This is a genomic window from Ruegeria sp. CG8 (genome assembly GCF_056537165.1).
Genome location: NZ_JBQFRA010000002.1, coordinates 304,992 through 323,125 on the forward strand (window position 1 = coordinate 304,992; position 18,134 = coordinate 323,125).

The 18,134-nt window shown below is 61.3% G+C and carries 17 protein-coding genes; 12 read left to right on the top strand and 5 right to left on the bottom strand.

Features of this window, described 5'->3' with window-relative positions; genetic code table 11:
• Positions 1 to 3,387 (bottom strand): YhdP family protein, encoded by a 3,387-nt coding sequence (locus ACR0EF_RS07460; protein ID WP_367646409.1) that lies wholly within the window; start codon positions 3,385 to 3,387, stop codon positions 1 to 3.
• A 68-nt stretch (positions 3,388 to 3,455) separates the two neighbouring features.
• Here ACR0EF_RS07460 and ACR0EF_RS07465 point away from each other — a divergent pair, with 68 nt between their 5' ends.
• The 6 genes from ACR0EF_RS07465 to ACR0EF_RS07490 all read left to right on the top strand — a co-directional run bounded on the left by ACR0EF_RS07465 (position 3,456) and on the right by ACR0EF_RS07490 (position 9,134).
• Positions 3,456 to 3,917 carry a peroxiredoxin gene (locus tag ACR0EF_RS07465; RefSeq protein ID WP_170372351.1) on the top strand — a complete coding sequence of 154 codons (462 nt, stop codon included), beginning with the start codon at positions 3,456 to 3,458 and terminating at the stop codon, positions 3,915 to 3,917.
• A gap of 77 nt (positions 3,918 to 3,994) precedes the next feature.
• Positions 3,995 to 4,813, top strand: coding sequence for a ferritin-like domain-containing protein (locus ACR0EF_RS07470; protein WP_170372520.1), 819 nt, complete (start codon positions 3,995 to 3,997; stop codon positions 4,811 to 4,813).
• Positions 4,814 to 4,988: 175 nt separating this feature from the next.
• On the top strand, positions 4,989 to 6,314 hold the full coding sequence (locus ACR0EF_RS07475; RefSeq protein ID WP_170372349.1) for a DUF5930 domain-containing protein: 1,326 nt from the start codon (positions 4,989 to 4,991) through the stop codon (positions 6,312 to 6,314).
• Positions 6,304 to 6,807: a bactofilin family protein gene (locus tag ACR0EF_RS07480; protein ID WP_170338122.1), complete on the top strand. Its 504-nt coding sequence runs from the start codon at positions 6,304 to 6,306 to the stop codon at positions 6,805 to 6,807. The genes ACR0EF_RS07475 and ACR0EF_RS07480 overlap by 11 nt, the downstream gene beginning before the upstream one ends.
• Before the next feature lie 179 nt (positions 6,808 to 6,986).
• Entirely contained in the window at positions 6,987 to 7,676 is a 690-nt protein-coding gene (gene aqpZ, locus ACR0EF_RS07485) for an aquaporin Z (RefSeq protein ID WP_170338120.1), read from the top strand.
• 234 nt (positions 7,677 to 7,910) lie between these two features.
• Positions 7,911 to 9,134 carry a hypothetical protein gene (locus tag ACR0EF_RS07490; protein ID WP_170370651.1) on the top strand — a complete coding sequence of 408 codons (1,224 nt, stop codon included), beginning with the start codon at positions 7,911 to 7,913 and terminating at the stop codon, positions 9,132 to 9,134.
• Positions 9,135 to 9,150: 16 nt separating this feature from the next.
• On the opposite strand, the gene ACR0EF_RS07495 is transcribed toward ACR0EF_RS07490, so the two are convergent.
• The 3 genes from ACR0EF_RS07495 to ACR0EF_RS07505 all read right to left on the bottom strand — a co-directional run bounded on the left by ACR0EF_RS07495 (position 9,151) and on the right by ACR0EF_RS07505 (position 11,280).
• Positions 9,151 to 10,113 (bottom strand): DUF3179 domain-containing protein, encoded by a 963-nt coding sequence (locus ACR0EF_RS07495; protein ID WP_170370652.1) that lies wholly within the window; start codon positions 10,111 to 10,113, stop codon positions 9,151 to 9,153.
• 122 nt (positions 10,114 to 10,235) lie between these two features.
• Complete coding sequence (locus tag ACR0EF_RS07500; protein ID WP_170338115.1) at positions 10,236 to 10,781, bottom strand: peptidylprolyl isomerase; 546 nt, start codon at positions 10,779 to 10,781, stop codon at positions 10,236 to 10,238.
• Entirely contained in the window at positions 10,774 to 11,280 is a 507-nt protein-coding gene (locus tag ACR0EF_RS07505; RefSeq protein ID WP_093962382.1) for a peptidylprolyl isomerase, read from the bottom strand. Before ACR0EF_RS07505 ends, ACR0EF_RS07500 begins: the two co-directional genes overlap by 8 nt.
• Before the next feature lie 134 nt (positions 11,281 to 11,414).
• Between ACR0EF_RS07505 and ACR0EF_RS07510 the strand changes: the two genes are divergently transcribed.
• The 3 genes from ACR0EF_RS07510 (at position 11,415) to ACR0EF_RS07520 (ending at position 13,472) form a co-directional block, all read left to right on the top strand.
• A complete protein-coding gene (locus ACR0EF_RS07510; protein ID WP_170370654.1) occupies positions 11,415 to 12,605 on the top strand; it encodes a phosphoglycerate kinase in 1,191 nt (396 codons plus the stop codon).
• A gap of 59 nt (positions 12,606 to 12,664) precedes the next feature.
• Positions 12,665 to 13,009 carry a lysozyme inhibitor LprI family protein gene (locus ACR0EF_RS07515; RefSeq protein WP_170338113.1) on the top strand — a complete coding sequence of 115 codons (345 nt, stop codon included), beginning with the start codon at positions 12,665 to 12,667 and terminating at the stop codon, positions 13,007 to 13,009.
• Between the two features lie 163 nt (positions 13,010 to 13,172).
• Positions 13,173 to 13,472, top strand: coding sequence for an FtsB family cell division protein (locus ACR0EF_RS07520; protein ID WP_170338112.1), 300 nt, complete (start codon positions 13,173 to 13,175; stop codon positions 13,470 to 13,472).
• Here ACR0EF_RS07520 and ACR0EF_RS07525 read toward each other — a convergent pair.
• The gene (locus ACR0EF_RS07525) at positions 13,469 to 14,188 is read right to left on the bottom strand and encodes a hypothetical protein (RefSeq protein ID WP_170372347.1); all 720 of its coding nucleotides are present in this window, start codon (positions 14,186 to 14,188) and stop codon (positions 13,469 to 13,471) included. The genes ACR0EF_RS07520 and ACR0EF_RS07525 overlap by 4 nt on opposite strands.
• A 224-nt stretch (positions 14,189 to 14,412) precedes the next feature.
• Here ACR0EF_RS07525 and pdhA point away from each other — a divergent pair, with 224 nt between their 5' ends.
• Genes pdhA through ACR0EF_RS07540 form a run of 3 tightly spaced genes read left to right on the top strand, consistent with a single transcriptional unit; the run spans position 14,413 to position 18,113 of the window.
• Positions 14,413 to 15,402, top strand: coding sequence for a pyruvate dehydrogenase (acetyl-transferring) E1 component subunit alpha (pdhA, locus tag ACR0EF_RS07530; protein WP_170363245.1), 990 nt, complete (start codon positions 14,413 to 14,415; stop codon positions 15,400 to 15,402).
• Positions 15,403 to 15,417: 15 nt separating this feature from the next.
• The gene (locus ACR0EF_RS07535) at positions 15,418 to 16,791 is read left to right on the top strand and encodes a pyruvate dehydrogenase complex E1 component subunit beta (RefSeq protein WP_170372346.1); all 1,374 of its coding nucleotides are present in this window, start codon (positions 15,418 to 15,420) and stop codon (positions 16,789 to 16,791) included.
• 14 nt (positions 16,792 to 16,805) lie between these two features.
• Positions 16,806 to 18,113, top strand: coding sequence for a pyruvate dehydrogenase complex dihydrolipoamide acetyltransferase (locus ACR0EF_RS07540; protein WP_170372344.1), 1,308 nt, complete (start codon positions 16,806 to 16,808; stop codon positions 18,111 to 18,113).
• The last annotated feature ends 21 nt before the right edge of the window (positions 18,114 to 18,134 follow it).

Consider the following 18,134-nt stretch of genomic DNA (forward strand, 5'->3'; position numbering starts at 1 on the left):
TCAGCGGTCCTCGCCCCGGCTACCCACCGAAGGGCTGGGTCCGTCCGGTGCAACCGGCGTTGCGTTGGGGCCGTCGGAAACTGTTGGGGCAGGTTCTCGCAGCAGGTTGCGCAGAAACAGTGGCGCAAGACCGGACAGCGGGTTCACGGACACTTGCGGGGCCGAGATCGGGCCCACCAGCGTATAGTTGAACGCGAAAACGCCCTCGCCCTTCTTGGTCAGGACGCTGCCAATCGCGTTCACCATATAGATCGGAGAGATCGCGCCGCGCAGGTTCAGGAACTTTCGTTCGGTATCCACCGTCCCGTCGAAGGACAGCCCCATCGACGGCCCGACCGCACTGCCGCTGAGAATCTTGACCTCGGTCGGCGTGATCCGCATCTCGCTGTCGATTGATGAGAAGTAGATCCCCTGCCCGGCCATCTCGGTCAGCAAACCCACAAGGCTGATGGCATTCAGCAACGCCGCCATGGCCGGAGCATCCTGGATCCGCGTGTCCGTGATTTTCAGTGTCAGATCGTAGTTGCCCGGGCCAGCCACCGGATTCAACCGGAGTTGCAGCTTTCCCCCTCTGGCCTGGGTCAACAAACCGGCAGACCGCAGCACCGCACCGGCGTCCACGGACTGCAGGCTAACCGCACTGCGTGATCCGCTGGGCACGACCTGACCCTGGACCGGGGCGCCTCCGTTGACCTGAGCGGAAAATCCACCCTTCAAACCTCCGGTCGTTTCGAAATTGCCCTTCAAACCGGTCAGGGCTACTTCCTCGGTCACCTGCAGCCGGTCCAGCGCCACGTCAAGGTTCGGGCCTCGACCGGATGACGCGCCGCCGCCGCTGCTACTGCCGAACGTCGCTTTGCCCAGGTTTAGAACGCCCCCCAGAACGCGGATATCCGGCGCCGCGGCGCCACGGCCGATCAACTCGGCCGGAACAGCCAACCAATCGCCCAGTTCAAAAGAACTGAACTGAACCCGATCCAAAGCGCCATTCGCGATCGAGATCGAAGCCACCGCGCGCAATCCGGCGGCATCAATCCGCAGGCTGTCCACTCGCAGTTGATCGCCCAGCGTCGCCTCGGTGGCCAACGTGCCGGCAGTGGCTGCGGATTTTTGCCAACCCAGTTCGGGAATTCCCATTCCGACGCCGACCAGATCAGAGGTCGCGGTCAGCTTTGTCGGCTCTCCCCCTCCAATTCCAAGACTGATCTCCGCCACGCCTTGCCCGGTCAGCATACCGGACGGCAATCCGGCCTTCAGTTCATCCATCAGCCGCGGGGACAGTTCGATCTGCCCGCTGAGCGTGCTGCGTTGCGCTGTCTTGCCGCCGATCGGCTGTCGCCAAGTCGCCTGTATCGGCACCTCTCCGAACAGACCGTCTCCGTCTATGGCCACCTGGGTCTGATCCCCGCTCAGGCGCAGTTTGGCGGCGCTGATGCGAAAGCCCGGAACCAGTTTTTCCGTATCCAGATCAATCAATTCACCCAGAACGTGAAATTGCGTGTCCTCGAATTTCAGCCCCTTGATCAAGGGCAGAGACAGAGTGCCGCCCAGTCGCACGCTGCCCGAAGCCAGATCGACCGGAAGGTTTGCCTTGGTCAGCAATTGCAGCGGCGCCCGGTCAAGCAACGACAAGGCCGAGGTCACACTGCCACTGGCCTGAACACGCACGATGCCCGGTGTGTTCTTTTTGATGTCGGTATCTGGGATGATGAACGACGTCCCAGAGGCATCAACCGCGCCACCGTCATCGGCGATCACGACGCCCTTGCGGGCGGTTACCGTGAACCGACGGCCAATCAGCGTGGCCTGCCCACGCCCGCCTTGGATCGGCGGCAAGGTCTTGGCAAACCGAACCAGCGCATCATCGAAATCGAAATCAAGATACAGTTCGGGCTTGGAGTCTCCGGGCCGCAACCTCAGAACAAAGTCCATGTCCGACAGATTGCCTTCGTACAGGTTTTCGGTCACCCATTTGCGCGGCTTCGGGGCCAATCGGGGCGGCCAGTAATGCAGCAGCTTGTCCGATGCCATGTGCCCCAGCCGCGCGTTCAGATCCACGCTCCACCCCTCCGGCAGGCCCACAAGCTCGCCCGAAGCGCGCAACAGGTCTTCGCCATCTTCGACCACGACCTGCCCCAGTTGCAGCCGGAAGGGGTTCAGGCGCACTTGGAAGTCCAGATCGGCCTGCTTGACCTCAAGCGCATCAACGAACAGGTCGGCCGGGTTCACCCGGATACCGTTCAGACGGAACTGCACCGCCATGCTTTCCAGCGTGCCGGCCTCTACACCCTTCAGATAAGCTTTGCCCTCGCCCTGTACGCTACCCCAGCCCGACACCACGGAAACCTCGTTGAAATCCAGAACCTGCTGCGCCGGATCATAGGTGAAATACGTGCGGGCGGAGTCGAACGGAACCGGTCGGGTCTCGGGGTTGGGCTGAACAGCCCCTGCCCCAAGGTTCAAGGTTGCAAATACAGGCCCGAGCGCCCCCGCCCCGTCGATACTGCCGCGCAATGCGCCCGAGATCGGCGTGTCCAACACCTGCAACCAGGCCAGCGCAGGCGATTGCGCCGCGACGTCGGTCGCTGGAAGATCGGTGATCGAAATCCCGAACTGCGCCTCGGGTGAGCCGAGCGTGCTGGTGTAGTTCGCTTCGATCATGCTGACATAGTCACGGCCCGCCAGCACCGAGAACCCGGTCGCCAGGCGCAGGGCGCCTTCGCTCCTCGTCGCCAGAATATGCCCGCCGTCCAGAACCCAGGACCGCCCAAGGCGCAGGTCCCGATAATCCAGCGTAATGGCGTCAAGCTCGACCGAGGTCAGGGACGACAGGACCGGTGACAGGAACACCTGATCGGACTGTTCGATCAATTCGGCCAAGGTTGGCGCATTCTGCACGGGCGCGCTGCCGGAGCCGACGGTCAGCGAGAGCGATCCGTCCTCGGCTCGGGTCAATGCGATCTGCGCGCCGTTGAGGGTGATCCGCTTGGGCCGGACATGGCCGCGCAGCAGCGGACGCATCGCCAGGCTGGCCTGCATGCTCGAGACCTGTGCGATCTGGCGCCCCTCGGCGTCGCTGATCGAAACATCGCTGAGCCGCAGACGCGGGCGCCATTCCTTGTTGATGATAAAGCTGACATCGCCGAACCGGATCTGCAGGCCGCCCAAAGCGTTTTCCAGCCGCGTTTCGACCCGGTCGCGCAGCCATTCCGGCGCGTGGATCCGATGGCCAAACACCATGACCCCGGACAGGACGGCCAGAAACACCAGCAGGAACACCCCGCGCAATGCCCACAGCCCGGCTGTCCGCCGACGGGATCGGGGGCGCGGCGGTTTCCCGCCCTTCTCAGCCTCGTCCTGTTCGTCTTGCGCCAATTTGCCGTCCACGTCTTTCAACCTGCCCGAGCCGCCCTATGATACGCGGCATCACCTACAAATCCTGACCGGAGTTCAAAATGCCTGACGTTGCAGACATCGCCCCCGATTTCACCTTGCCCCGCGATGGCGGCGGCACGGTTACCCTGTCGGACCTGCGCGGTCGTCCCGTTGTTCTGTTCTTTTATCCCCGCGATGATACGCCGGGCTGCACCAAGGAATCCATCGGTTTCTCGGAGCAGCTTCAATCCTTTGCAGACGCCGGCGCACAGGTTTTCGGCATCTCTCGCGACAGCGTTGCCAAACACGACAAGTTCGTCGCCAAGCACGGGCTGACCACTCCGCTGCTGTCCGACGAAGGTTCGACCGTGTGCGAGGATTACGGCATCTGGGTCGAAAAAAACATGTATGGCAAGAAGTCGATGGGGATCGAGCGCTCGACCTTCCTGATCGACGCCGACGGAAAGATCGCCCGCGTCTGGCGCAAGGTCAAAGTTCCCGGCCATGTGGATGAGGTGCTGGAGGCCGTACGCGCGCTTTGACGCTGCGGGCCATCCGGTCTAAGAGGCGGCAGTTTTCATCCAACCCGAGGATTACCGTGGCCAAAACCCTGACCCAGATGGCAACCGAGGTTCTGACCACTGCGGATGGGCGGTCCAAGACCGCCCTTTCCAAACGCTATGCCGCCGAATGGTTTGCAGCGCGCAACGGCGACGCCCCCGCGATCGAAGTCGGAACAGCCACGCCACCGTTGCATCCGTCGCGTCCTGACAAGCCCAAGCTGCTGTCGCCGCGCGACGTGCCGCGCCGTCGCCCCGGCTCAGAGGCTGGGCGCATCGCGCTGCTGCACGCTGTGGCCCATATCGAGTTGAACGCAGTAGACCTGCACTGGGACATCATCGCCCGGTTCGGGCATGTGCCGATGCCGATCGGATTCTACGACGACTGGGTCAAATGCGCCGAGGAGGAGTCGCGCCATTTCGAGATGGTCTGCGACTGCCTGGAAGCGATGGGCAGCCACTACGGCGCCCTGCCCGCCCATGCCGGGATGTGGCGCGCGGCCGAGGACACCGCCGAAGACCTGATGGGGCGGTTGGCGGTGGTGCCGATGGTGCTCGAGGCGCGCGGCCTCGACGTGACACCGGGCATGATCGACATCTTCCGCAAGGCCAAGGCCGATCAGGCCGTGGCCGCGCTTGAAGTGATCTATGCCGAAGAAGTCGGGCATGTAGCCTATGGCTCGAAATGGTTCCACTTTCTGTGCGGCCGCGAGAATGCCGACCCCAAGGACGTGTTCCACCAACTGGTCCGGCGCTATTTTCATGGCGCGCTCAAGCCGCCCTTCAACGAGGAAAAGCGGGCCGAAGCCGGCCTGCCGCCCGATTTCTACTGGCCTTTGACCGAGGATCTGCCGCCCCCGGGAGACGCGAAACGCTGACGGAATCGCGCCGCTTTCGGCAATTTTCTGCCGATGACGTGCGGGAAAACACCGTAATTGTCGACCAATCGGTTAACAAACTTGCCCAACCGGGACCGGCCCTTTAAGCAATCGGCCCAAGGGGCGGCGATCCACTCACGACCGGTCCCGACATTGGGGATGAGAGGTAAGGCGCGTGAGAACCCGTCTGGCAATCAAACTACACTCACTGCTCGAACGGCACTTCCCGGAACGCCGGGTCTTCCTGAAATCCGACAATGACACACGCTTCATCCGGCTCAGCTCGGAGACGCAGATCGTGGCAGCGCTTGGCGTTTCGATCATGGTCGGCTGGACGGCGGTCGCCACGGCGATCCTGCTGATGGACAGCATCGGGTCGGGCAACTTCCGTGAACAGGCCAAGCGCGATCAGGCGACCTATCAGGAACGGCTGAACATCCTGTCGCAGGAACGCGACGCGCGGGCCCAGGAAGCACTGGCCGCGCACGCCCGGTTCAACTCGGCGCTTCAGCAGATCTCGGCGATGCAGTCGGAACTGCTGGAATCCGAAAACCGTCGACGCGAGCTGGAAACCGGCATCGAGGTCATTCAGACCACCCTGCGGTCGACCATGAAGCAACGTGAGGAAGCCCGGGCGCAACTCGCCGAGCTTCAGGAGAAATCCGATGGCGCATCGGTTGCGATGTTCGCCTCTGCCGCTCCGGCACAGATCGAATTCATGGCCGACGCCCTGACCCGGACAGCACAGCAGCGGGACCAGATCGCAACTGATGCACAGGCGGCACTGGACCAGCGCGATGAGCTTGAGCTGGAAATCCTGCTGATGCAGGAGCGCAATGACGAGATCTTCCGCCAGTTGGAAGAAGCCATGGTGATCTCGGTTGAACCGCTGGACAAGATGTTCCGCGAGGCCGGAATGCCCACCGACCGGATGCTTGACGAAGTGCGGCGCGGCTACAGCGGCATGGGCGGCCCGCTGACGCCGATTTCCTTCAGCACCCGCGGCGAAGAGCTTTCGGCAGATGAGGTGCGCGCAAATCAGCTTCTGCAGCAGATGGACCAGCTGAATCTGTATCGCATAGCGGCCGAAAAGGCCCCGTTTGCCACACCGGTCAAATCGGCGTTCCGGTTCACCAGCGGATATGGTTATCGCCGCGACCCCAAAACCGGCGGGCGCCGGATGCACAAGGGCACCGACTTTGCGGCCCCGACGGGCACGGATATCTTCGCCACCGCCGACGGTGTCGTGGCCCATGCGGGCTGGCAATCCGGCTATGGCCGTCTGATCAAGATAAAGCACGCCTTCGGGGTTGAGACACTTTATGCCCATAACTCGAAGATCCGCGTGAAGGTCGGCCAAAGGGTCTCGCGCGGGGATCACATTGCTGATATGGGTAATTCCGGACGGTCGACCGGAACGCATCTGCACTACGAGGTGCGCGTGAACGGAAAACCTGTAAACCCAATGGACTTCATCAAGGCTGCGAACAATGTTTTCTAAAAGCAAAATCAACGAGCCCGCACCCAAGGCATCCGAAACGGCCAAGCCGGCAGCCCCGGCGCCTCAGGCGACCCCTGCCCCGACCGAACAGAAGGCCGCAAGCACCGCGCCCAAGCCCAAGCCGCCGGCATCGGTTCTGTCGTCGGACCTGCATATCACCGGCAACATCAAGACCACCGGTGACATCCAGGTCGAAGGAACCGTCGAAGGCGACATCCGCGCGCATCTGCTGACTATCGGCGAAACCGCGACCATCAAAGGCGAAGTGACCGCGGACGACGTGGTTGTGAACGGCCGCATCGTGGGTCGTGTACGGGGTCTGAAAGTACGTCTGACCTCGACCGCCCGGGTTGAGGGCGACATCATCCACAAGACCATCGCCATCGAAAGCGGCGCGCATTTCGAAGGCTCGGTTCAGCGTCAGGACGATCCGCTGAACCCAGGACGCAGCGGCAAAACCGGAGCCAATCCGGCGGCTGAAGTCAGCCAGTAAACCGCTCCAAGTACCGAGTTCCAAGAACGCCGCGGCCACTGTCCGCGGCGTTTTTCTATGCCCATCAGGCAACAATCCGTCCCCCTATCAAGACCGCAAAGCCCTGCACGCGCGATACATTTTCACAAAAGGTGTTTTTTGAATTAAACTTCACCTCGTTGAAATTGGGAGGTTTTATCATGCGAGCAAAACTGATGGCCGAATTCTTCGGCACGTTCTGGCTGGTTCTCGGCGGTTGTGGCAGCGCGGTGCTGGCTGCCGGAGTTGCCGATGTGGGCATCGGATGGCTGGGCGTGTCGTTCGCCTTCGGCCTGACGGTCCTGACCATGGCCTTTGCGGTCGGACACATATCGGGTGGTCACTTCAACCCCGCCGTCAGCCTCGGGCTGATGATCGGTGGGCGTTTCCCGTCCAAGGATCTGCTGCCCTACTGGGCTGCGCAGGTGCTTGGAGCGATACTGGCCGCAGCCGTTCTGTACGTGATCGTCAGCGGCGCACCCGGCTTCGAAGGCGTTGGCAGCTTTGCCTCGAACGGGTATGGCGAGGCCTCGCCCGAAGGATACTCGATGATGTCGGCGCTGGTGATCGAGATCGTTTTGACCGCCTTCTTCCTTATCATCATTCTGGGCGCGACATCCGAAAAGGCTCCGGCCGGGTTCGCGCCCATTGCCATCGGTCTTGGGCTGACGCTGATCCACCTGATTTCGATCCCGGTCACCAATACGTCGGTGAACCCGGCCCGCTCGACAGGGGTGGCGCTGTTTGCCGATGGCCCCGCCTTGGCGCAGCTGTGGCTGTTCTGGGTCGCCCCGCTGATCGGTGGCGCTTTGGGAGCCGCGATCTGGAAAATGATGGCCTCGGACGAATAGAAACCCGTCCTACTAATGCAAACCCCCTCCCGGCCTACGCCGGGAGGTGACTCTGTTGTACGGTTGCGTGGGCCACACCCGCGGCAAGAATTCGACCGGTCGGATCAGGGTGGTTGAATTTCCGGAACGAACCGCCAGAATTCGCAGAACTCTGTGAAAGACCTGATCATGATTTCCTGGCCAAAGTTCCGGCGCCCCGCTTCCGCAATTCCCGCATCCACCGCATGGATTGCGATGGCCAGTATTCCGCTGGTTCATTATTTCTGGCCAGACCTCGGCGCGGTCTCTGATCGGGATCAGACTGTTCTGTTTGCTCTGACGATCTTTGCCATTCTGGCCCTATCCGAGATTTTCATCGCCAGAATCCATCGCAAGCCGGGCAGCGGTTTGGTCTACAACCCGGAAAACTTCAAAAACCCGGCGTATCTGGCTGATTTCTGGATCAAACTTATTGGTCTGTCGGCCAGTCTTGCGCTGCTTGCGCTGTTCTACTCCACCGCCGACCTCTACCGGGATGAATGGTATCAGCCGTTCTTTTCGCTGTTCGGCGACTACTGGCCGCTGATCCTTGCGATTGTCCTTTCCGTTGTCACGGCGGTTCATTTCTCGATGCGGCATCCTCGCGACGGCATGTGGCATCTGGGACGTGTGGTTTTGTCTTTTGGTCGCCAATCCACCGGGGCCCGCGAGTTGAAATCCTTCCTTCTTGGGCTGGGCGTCAAAGGGTTCTTTCTGCCACTGATGTTCTGCTATCTGGTTTATGACTGGAGCTTTCTGCAGACCCGTTCGCTGTGGGATGCGCAGGACTTTCAGCAGGTCTATGCATATCTCTACCGCTTTGCCTTCTTTCTGGACCTGACAATCGTCACCATCGGCTATGCCACCGCCACACGGCTTCTGACCTCTCACATCCGCTGGACCGAGACGACGGTGAGCGGATGGCTGGTCTGCGTGATCTGCTATGCCCCGTTCTGGCAACTGCTGTCGCGCAGCTATTTCAACTATGTCGAGGATGGCTTCGCCTGGGGTGTCTGGCTGTGGGATTACCCTGTCCTTTACGGATTGTGGGGTGGCACCATCCTGTTCTTCCTGGCGGTCTATTGTCTGACCGCCGCGCGCATGGGTCTGCGGTTCTCGAACCTGACCTATCGCGGGCTGGCCTGCGACTTTCCCTACAACATCAGCAAACATCCATCCTACATCAGCAAGAACATCACCTGGTGGATGATTTCGATCCCGTTCATCGCGGTCGACTTCTGGGCAGGCCTGGCCAACTGTCTGGCCCTGCTGGGTGTGAACCTGATCTATTTCGCGCGGGCCTGGCACGAAGAACGCTGCCTGTCACGCGCGCCCTCCTACCGAGCCTACAAAAATCACGTGAACCAATACGGTCTTCTGGCCCGCATCCGACGCGGCCTAGGTGGCTGGACCCGGAGCGTTGCCAGACAGGTGAATTGATCGCGCGGCGCGCGGGTCAGCGCCCTGTCATCCAGATACCGTCGGGCCAGAAGGCGTGGAAGGCAAACGCGAACATCACATCATGCACGACATCCCGTCCGGCACCATCCGTGACGCGGATCGATCCTATGTCGCGTCCCTTGTCGACGCGCCCGGCGTCCAGAGCCGAAGCCTGCCCCGCCGACCAATCGATGACAACGCCTGCTTCTAACAATCGCCCAGCCGCACGCAATCGCGTCAGAGGCCAGGCCCGCTCACCGACACGCACCACCCGCTCGAGCGGTTGAATACCATGCGGAGGCAGCGCGCCGTCATACAGGAACGGTCTGCGCGCGCTGTCATACCCGCGATAAGGGTTGCGCCCGTAGTCCCGCGCAAAATTCGGCTCGGCCATCACCAGACCGTCGGGATTGCGCTTGCGGAACTGATCCCACCCTTCCATCCACGCTGGCAGCGCTGTCAACTGAGCACCGGTCAACTGGCCCACAATCGCCTCGCCGGTGGCTTGCTGCCACCAGCTTTCGGTTTCGCGGTCATACATGATCATGTCCGAATTTCGCAGCTTGCCGGACACGCCGAAACTGAGAACCCGTCCCGGGATACGCCGATCAAAAACCAGCCCCGAATTGCACAGTGGACAATAGGTAACCGCGACTGGACGGTTACCGATCCGATCATTCACGATTTCATGCCAGATCAGGTAACGCAGGGGATAGGCGCGCGGGCGCGTACCGGGCAGTTCCACCGTGATCACGGCCTCGGTCAGCCCCAGCCCGGTTTCCGCCGTAGCTGGGACAAACTCGGGCTTGTCGATGGCCGGGATGCCGTCTTTCGGCGGTCCGCCGGACCGGACTTCAGACCAGTCACCGATCGAGGTGACCGAAAAATCGGTTTTGGGCCATTCGTCGCGCCACAGGTTCGGGTCCGCGGACACCGCGGTTGCGCAGAACAGCAGTAGGGCAAACAGACGGCATCGCATGAGGCACCTTTGGCTAGCTGCCATCGTGCGTCAGGCAGTGCGGCCAGGCCAAGCCCCTTACACAGGGACGTGAAGCGCCGTGCGCGGACAACCCGGCGCGCAATCCGCGCCGGGTCTAGGGATCATTCGGTGACGGTCACCTTGGTCATGACGTCCGGTTGGCCGACCACCGCGCCGTTCGGGCCTGTGCCGCGTTTGATCGCATCAACAACATCCATGCCGTCGGTCACCTTGCCCACCACCGTGTACTGGCCATTCAGGGTCGGGGCCGGTTCGAACATGATGAAGAACTGCGAATTTGCGCTGTTCGGATTGCTTGCGCGAGCCATTCCGACAATGCCGCGCTCGTAAGGGACTTCGGAAAACTCGGCTGGTAGGTCCGGACGGCTTGAACCGCCGGTGCCGGCACGACGCATGTCGCTGCCCAGTTTACCGTATTCCACGTCCCCGGTCTGTGCCATGAACCCCTCGATCACGCGGTGGAACACCACCCCGTCATACTTGCCTTCGGCGGCCAGAGCGGTGATCTGCTCGACATGCTTGGGCGCGACGTCCTCGAACAGGTCGATGGTGATCGTGCCGTTGGCCTCGCCCTCGACTTCGATCTGCAGGCCTGCGGCCAGCGCGGGGCTGGCCAACAAGGTAAAAACGGCGGCCAGCTTATACATCGGCGGCCACCTTGACGCTGATCATGCGGTCGGGGTTCGCAGGCGGCTCGCCGCGGGTGATGGCATCGACATGCTCCATCCCCTCGATCACGCGGCCGTAAACGGTGTATTGACCGTTGAGGAAGTGGTTGTCCTTGAAGTTGATGAAGAACTGCGAGTTGGCCGAGTTCGGGTTGGCCGAACGAGCGGCACCCAGGGTGCCCCGGTCATGCGGCAACTTGGAAAACTCGGCCGGAAGGTTCGGCAAGGACGACCCGCCAGTGCCTGCCATGCGGATGTTGAAGCCGTCTTCCATGTCGCCGTGCTGCACGTCGCCGGTCTGCGCCATGAAGCCGTCGATCACCCGGTGAAAGGCCACGTTGTCATACTCGCCCGCGCGCGCCAGTTCCTTCATGCGCTCGCTGTGCTGAGGCGCCACGTCCGGCAGCAGTTCGATGACGACGTTACCGTCCTTCAGCTCGATGATGATGGTGTTTTCGGGATCCTTGATCTCGGCCATGGGGCCCTCCTGTGGAATTGATTTGCGCAAATACCTATGCGCCGGACGCGCGAAAGCCAAGTGACGCATTGACCTGAGGGCAAAATGCAGGAAAAGAACCGCTGACGCGTGGTGACAACGGCGAGGATGACACGATGGGCTGGAAAACTCTGGACGACATGGATTTGCAGGGCAAACGCGTTCTTGTGCGCGTGGACATCAACGTCCCGGTTCTGGATGGCGCCGTGACCGATGACACCCGGATCCAGCGGATCGTGCCCACGGTGCGCGACATTCTGGCCGCTGGCGGCAAACCCATCCTGCTGGCCCATTTCGGCCGGCCCGGCGGTGAGCGTCGACAGAACCTGTCGCTGAAACAGCTGGTGCCCGCGCTGGAAGCCGCCTTTGGAACCAAGGTCCGCTTCGGAGAGGATTGCGTCGGATACGAGGCTGAAATCGCTGCCGCAAACCAGGGTGACGGCGAGGTCTTGCTGCTGGAGAACACCCGCTTTCACGCCGAAGAGACACAGAACAGCATGACCTTGGCCGAAGGTATGGCCAAGATGGGAGACATCTACTGCAATGACGCTTTCTCGGCGGCTCATCGGGCGCATAGTTCGACCGAGGCACTGGCGCGCCTTCTGCCCTCCTGCGCCGGGCGCCTGATGCAGGCAGAGCTCAGCGCACTCGAAGCCGCTCTGGGCAACCCTCAGCGTCCGGTGACCGCCGTGGTCGGTGGGGCCAAGGTATCAACCAAGCTGGATCTGCTGGGCAACCTGATCGAGAAGGTCGACAACCTGATCATCGGCGGCGGCATGGCCAACACCTTTCTGCTGGCCAAAGGGCTGGACGTTGGCAAATCGTTGGCCGAGCACGCGATGACCGATACTGCAGCCGAAATCATGGCAAAAGCAGACAAGGCAGGCTGCCGGATCGTCCTGCCCAGCGATGTTGTCGTTGCAGAGAAATTCGAAGCACACGCCCCACACAAGGTCGTCCCCGCGAACAAGTGCCCCGCAGATTCGATGATCCTGGACGCCGGGCCGGACAGCGTCGCCGCAATCTGCACCATCTTCGAACAGAGCAAGACTCTGATCTGGAACGGCCCATTGGGGGCATTCGAACTGGAACCCTTCGACGCGGCGACAAATGCCGCTGCATTGAAAGCCGCAGAACTGACGCGGGCGGGCAAACTTGTGTCGGTCGCCGGTGGCGGCGATACGGTTGCAGCCCTCAACGCCTCGGGTGCCGCGCAGGACTTCACCTACATCTCGACCGCCGGCGGTGCGTTCCTGGAATGGATGGAGGGCAAAACCCTGCCCGGTGTGGCAGCGCTGGCCCAATAACCCCATTCTAGTTGGTGATCTGCATTCGTGGTATTCTCTCACAGACCGGGAGATGGGCCATGAAAGCCGTTGCCACGTTCGCTGTGATCCTCCTGCCCAGTGTTTCTGGCGCGCAGTCCCATTGCGCCGGGCAAACTCAGATCGACGCCACTTTCTGTGCCAAAGAGAAATGGGAAATCGCTGATAAAGAACTGAACCGCCTCTGGAAAGAGGTCAAATCAGCGGCGGACAGGCGCGGAAACGGTGAGGCTTTGTTGAACGAACAGCGCGCTTGGTTGAAACGCAGGGACGCAACTTGTGACCCCGAACTCAAAAGCGATGGCAGTGCCGCGCAAATGTTCTATTGGTCTTGCATGGAAGAACAGACCCTGAATCGAAATCAGGAACTGTCCGCTTTGCGTTGAGCGGATACCTACGCGGTCATGGCTCTTCGAGCATCACTTTTTTCGTCGAATTTCAAAAAGTGCGAATCGGGGGATTCACAACCCGAATCACCTGTGACATAGTGCTGACAGATGCCCGCAAAGGGCACGTTTTTGAGGCAGTATTCATACGGCGGTCAACAGAGTGTCCCGTTCCAATCGGCCCGGTCTGGGCGCAGTCGCATTCTTCTCGGTGGCCTTCATGCTGGGTGTCTATTTCACCTTTGCTGCCGTTCAGGGCGACTACGGCCTGTTCCGACGGATCGAGATTTCAGCGGAACGGGACGCTCTGTCACGCGACCTTGCGGCGCTGAACGCCGACATCGCTCGGATGGAAAACCTGACCCGGCGCCTTTCAGACACCTACCTGGACCTCGACCTGCTGGATCAGCAGGCCCGAACCGTTTTGGGAATGATCCGGGCTGATGAAATCGTCATCCGCTAACTAGCTGTTTGCCCGACCGCCCCGGGTTCCTCTGCAGTTGGCAACTGATACCCGAAAGCATCGATTTCCCTTCGGAACAGGTCAGCCACCAGGTCCACGGCTTCGCCGTCCCAGTTTTCACCGTAGAAGACATCGAACTGCTTTGATTTCCGAATGCCGGAATTCAAACGCTTGTCGCCGAGACTGACATCGCCAAGGCCGAAGTCATCCAACACCTGCGCCAAATCGCTGTCCAGGCTTTCGTATCGCAACACCCGATCAACCGCGATCTCCCCGCCCTCAGAATACAGATGGAAGTCAGAGAAGAACTTCAGGCGAGTCCGGCAAAAGCTCAGGAACAGTGCGCTTGCGTCGTTGATCTGTGTTCCGCGCTGATGCATCCAGAAATAGAACGCTGAGACAGCCTTGTCCCAAGGGTTTCTCTCAACGCAAATGCTGCTGCAGCCCTCCGCAATATCAGACAGATACCGATTGACCACGCCGATCCCATTGTGGGGATACCGAGCCTGCACTTCGCCTTTGGCTCTTTCCCGCAAAAGCTGGACCGACCGGCGGACGATGTATTGCTTCCCCGGACGTTGAAGTTCGGCTTCCTTGCCGAACGGTGTTGCGAAATCTCCGTCCTGCAGTTTCGCGCTCAGTGCAATTTCGATGGATGATCCGGCGGTTTTCTTCGTTTTGATGAAAACCAGCTTCGGCTCTCTGAGGATCATCATGCCAATCTGTCTCCGGCGCCTGTTCAAAATTGCCTGCCAATGGAAGCATACTAACCGTGCATAGGGCGAACCAAAAGGCGAAAACCTGCCGGATATCGGGTAGAAACAGATACCCCCACCCCGTCCAGGACGCTGCGTCACATTTCCGCTCGCCAGAAAGCGCGAAATGCTTTATGAGATAGTTTAACGCTAAACTATCTTGCCGGAAGGGAGAGGTCGCCACGATGGCTGCGCGAAAAACCACAAAGAAACCAAATGTTTCTGCGGAAGAACTCAAAACCTACTACCGCGAGATGCTGTTGATCCGCCGATTCGAGGAAAAGGCAGGTCAACTGTACGGCATGGGTCTGATCGGCGGCTTTTGCCACCTGTACATCGGTCAGGAAGCCGTCGTCGTGGGGCTCGAAGCTGCGGCCGAGGATGGCGACAAGCGCATCACCTCCTACCGCGACCACGGCCACATGCTGGCCTGCGGGATGGATCCGGGCGGCGTCATGGCTGAATTGACCGGACGCGAAGGCGGCTTGTCCAAGGGCAAGGGCGGCTCGATGCACATGTTCTCGAAAGAAAAGCATTTCTACGGTGGCCATGGGATCGTCGGCGCACAGGTTCCGCTGGGTGCCGGCCTTGCCTTTGCAGACAAGTACAAAGACAACGGTCGCGTGACCTTTACCTATTTCGGTGACGGCGCAGCGAACCAGGGTCAAGTCTATGAAACCTTCAACATGGCGGCCATTTGGCAATTGCCGGTGGTCTTCGTGATCGAGAACAACCAGTACGCGATGGGCACGGCGCAAGCGCGCTCAACCTCGACCAAGGACATCTATCACCGCGGTGAGGCGTTCGGCATCCCGGGCGAAATCGTCAACGGAATGGACGTGCTGGCGGTGAAAGAGGCCGGCGAAAAGGCCGTGGCGCACTGCCGGGCCGGGAAGGGCCCGTACATCCTCGAGGTCAAGACCTACCGCTATCGCGGCCACTCGATGTCGGATCCCGCCAAGTACCGCACCCGGGAAGAGGTTCAGAAGGTGCGCGAGCAGAGCGACCCGATCGAACACGTGCGCGAGCTGCTTCTGACCGGCAAGCACGCCACCGAGGATGACCTGAAGGCGATCGACAAGGAAATCAAGGAGGTCGTCAACCAGGCCGCCGAGTTCGCCAAGGAAAGCCCCGAGCCGTCGCTGGACGAGCTCTGGACCGACATTTACGCCTGAGAGGACGAATAAGACATGGCAACCGAAATTCTCATGCCCGCCCTTTCGCCGACCATGGAGGAAGGCACACTGGCCAAGTGGCTGGTCAAGGAAGGCGACACCGTAAGCTCTGGCGACATTCTGGCAGAGATCGAAACCGACAAGGCCACGATGGAGTTCGAAGCCGTCGATGAAGGCATCGTCGGCAAAATCCTGATTGCCGAAGGCACCGAAGGCGTGAAGGTCAACACGCCGATCGCGATCCTGGTGGAAGAGGGAGAAGACGCCTCGGCCGTGACCGCGGCTGCCCCCGCAGCCGCAGCGGAGGCCGAAGCCGCCCCGGCGGCGGTTGAGGCCCCCGCTCCTGCCCCTGCTGCACCGGCCGCGCCTACCGTGGACCTGTCGCCGGACTGGCCAGCAGATGCCGAGAAGAAATCGATGACGGTCCGTGAGGCTCTGCGCGACGCGATGGCCGAGGAAATGCGCTCGGACGAAGACGTCTACCTGATGGGCGAAGAAGTCGGTGAATACCAAGGCGCCTACAAGGTGAGCCAGGGCCTGCTGGACGAATTCGGCGCAAAACGCGTGATCGACACGCCGATCACCGAGCATGGCTTTACCGGCATTGCCGTGGGTTCCGCCTTTGGCGGCCTGAAGCCGATCGTCGAGTTCATGACATTCAACTTTGCCATGCAGGCGATCGACCAGATCATCAACTCGGCTGCCAAAACGCTGTATATGTCCGGCGGTCAGATGGGCTGTCCGATCGTGTTCCGCGGCCCCAACGGCGCTGCCGCGCGCGTGGCCGCACAACACAGCCAGGATTATGCCGCCTGGTACATGCAGATCCCGGGCCTGAAGGTGGTGATGCCCTATTCGGCAGCCGATGCCAAAGGTCTGCTGAAATCGGCCATCCGCGATCCCAACCCGGTCGTGTTCCTGGAAAACGAAATCCTCTATGGCCGCTCGTTCGACGTGCCGCAGGTCGATGATCTGACCGTGCCGCTGGGCAAGGCCCGCATCTGGCGCGAAGGCACCGATGTGACCATCGTCAGCTTTGGGATCGGTATGCAATACGCATTGGAAGCCGCCGACAAGCTGGCTGAGGATGGCATCAGCGCCGAAGTGATCGACCTGCGCACCATCCGCCCGATGGACACCGGTGCGATCATCAACTCGGTGATGAAAACCAACCGGCTGGTCACAGTGGAAGAAGGCTGGCCGCAAGGCTCGGTCGGCAGCTACATCAGTTCCGTGGTCATGCAGGAAGCGTTCGACTATCTCGACGCGCCCGTCATCACGCTGACCGGCAAGGACGTGCCCATGCCCTATGCGGCGAACCTGGAAAAGCTGGCGCTGATTACCACCGACGAGGTGATCGCCGCCGTCAAACAAGTGACCTATCGGTAAGGAGCGACTGACAGATGCCCACCGAAATTCTGATGCCCGCCCTTTCGCCGACCATGGAGGAAGGCACGCTCGCCAAATGGCTGGTCAAGGAAGGCGACACTGTCTCCTCCGGCGACCTGCTGGCCGAGATCGAAACCGACAAGGCCACGATGGAATTCGAAGCTGTCGACGAAGGCGTCGTCGGCAAAATCCTGGTTCCTGAAGGCACCGAGGGGGTCAAGGTGAACACCCCCATCGCCGTGCTTCTGGAAGAAGGCGAAAGCGCCGATGACATCGCCGCGGCCCCGACCAAAGCACCCGAGGCTGCGCCCGCAGCCGACGCGGGCAACGAGGCTGCCGCCCCTGTGGCATCCGAGGAGCCCGCCTCGGCCCCGGCTCCGGCGGCTCCGGTCAAGGCCGATGGCGGTCGCATCTTTGCCTCGCCGCTGGCCCGTCGCATTGCCGCCCAAAAGGGTCTGGACCTGGCGCAGATCAAGGGCTCGGGCCCGCATGGCCGCATCGTCAAAGCGGATGTCGAAGGCGCAACCGCTCCTGCAGCGGCACCGGCTGCTTTGGCAAGCGCGGCGCCGGCCCCTGCCGCTGCTCCTGCGGGCCCCTCGGCCGACATGGTGGCCCGCATGTACGAAGGCCGCGAGTACCAGGAGGTCAAGCTGGACGGCATGCGCAAGACCATCGCCGCCCGTCTGGCCGAGGCCAAGCAGACCATCCCGCATTTCTACCTGCGCCGCGACATCAAGCTGGACGCGCTGCTGAAATTCCGCAGCCAGCTGAACAAGCAGTTGGAAGCCCGCGGCGTTAAGCTGAGCGTCAACGACTTCATCATCAAGGCCGTCGCCAACGCGCTGCAGCAGGTGCCCGAGTGCAACGCCGTATGGGCGGGCGACCGGGTTCTGCAGTTGAAACCTTCGGACGTGGCCGTGGCCGTGGCGATCGAAGGCGGGTTGTTCACCCCGGTCCTGCAGGACGCCGACACCAAATCTTTGTCGGCCCTTTCGACCGAGATGAAGGACCTGGCCGCGCGTGCGCGCGAACGCAAGCTGGCCCCGCATGAGTATCAGGGCGGCACCTTCGCGGTTTCGAACCTGGGCATGTTTGGCATCGACAATTTCGACGCCATCGTGAACCCGCCGCACGCAGGCATCCTGGCCGTCGGTACCGGCGCCAAGAAGCCGGTCGTGGGCGAGGATGGCAAGCTGACCGTGGCGACCGTGATGTCGGTCACCATGTCGGTGGATCACCGCGTGATCGACGGCGCGCTTGGAGCACAGCTCCTGCAGGCCATCGTGGACAACCTGGAAAATCCGATGGTCATGCTGGCCTGATCCACGCCACAAGAATCAAAA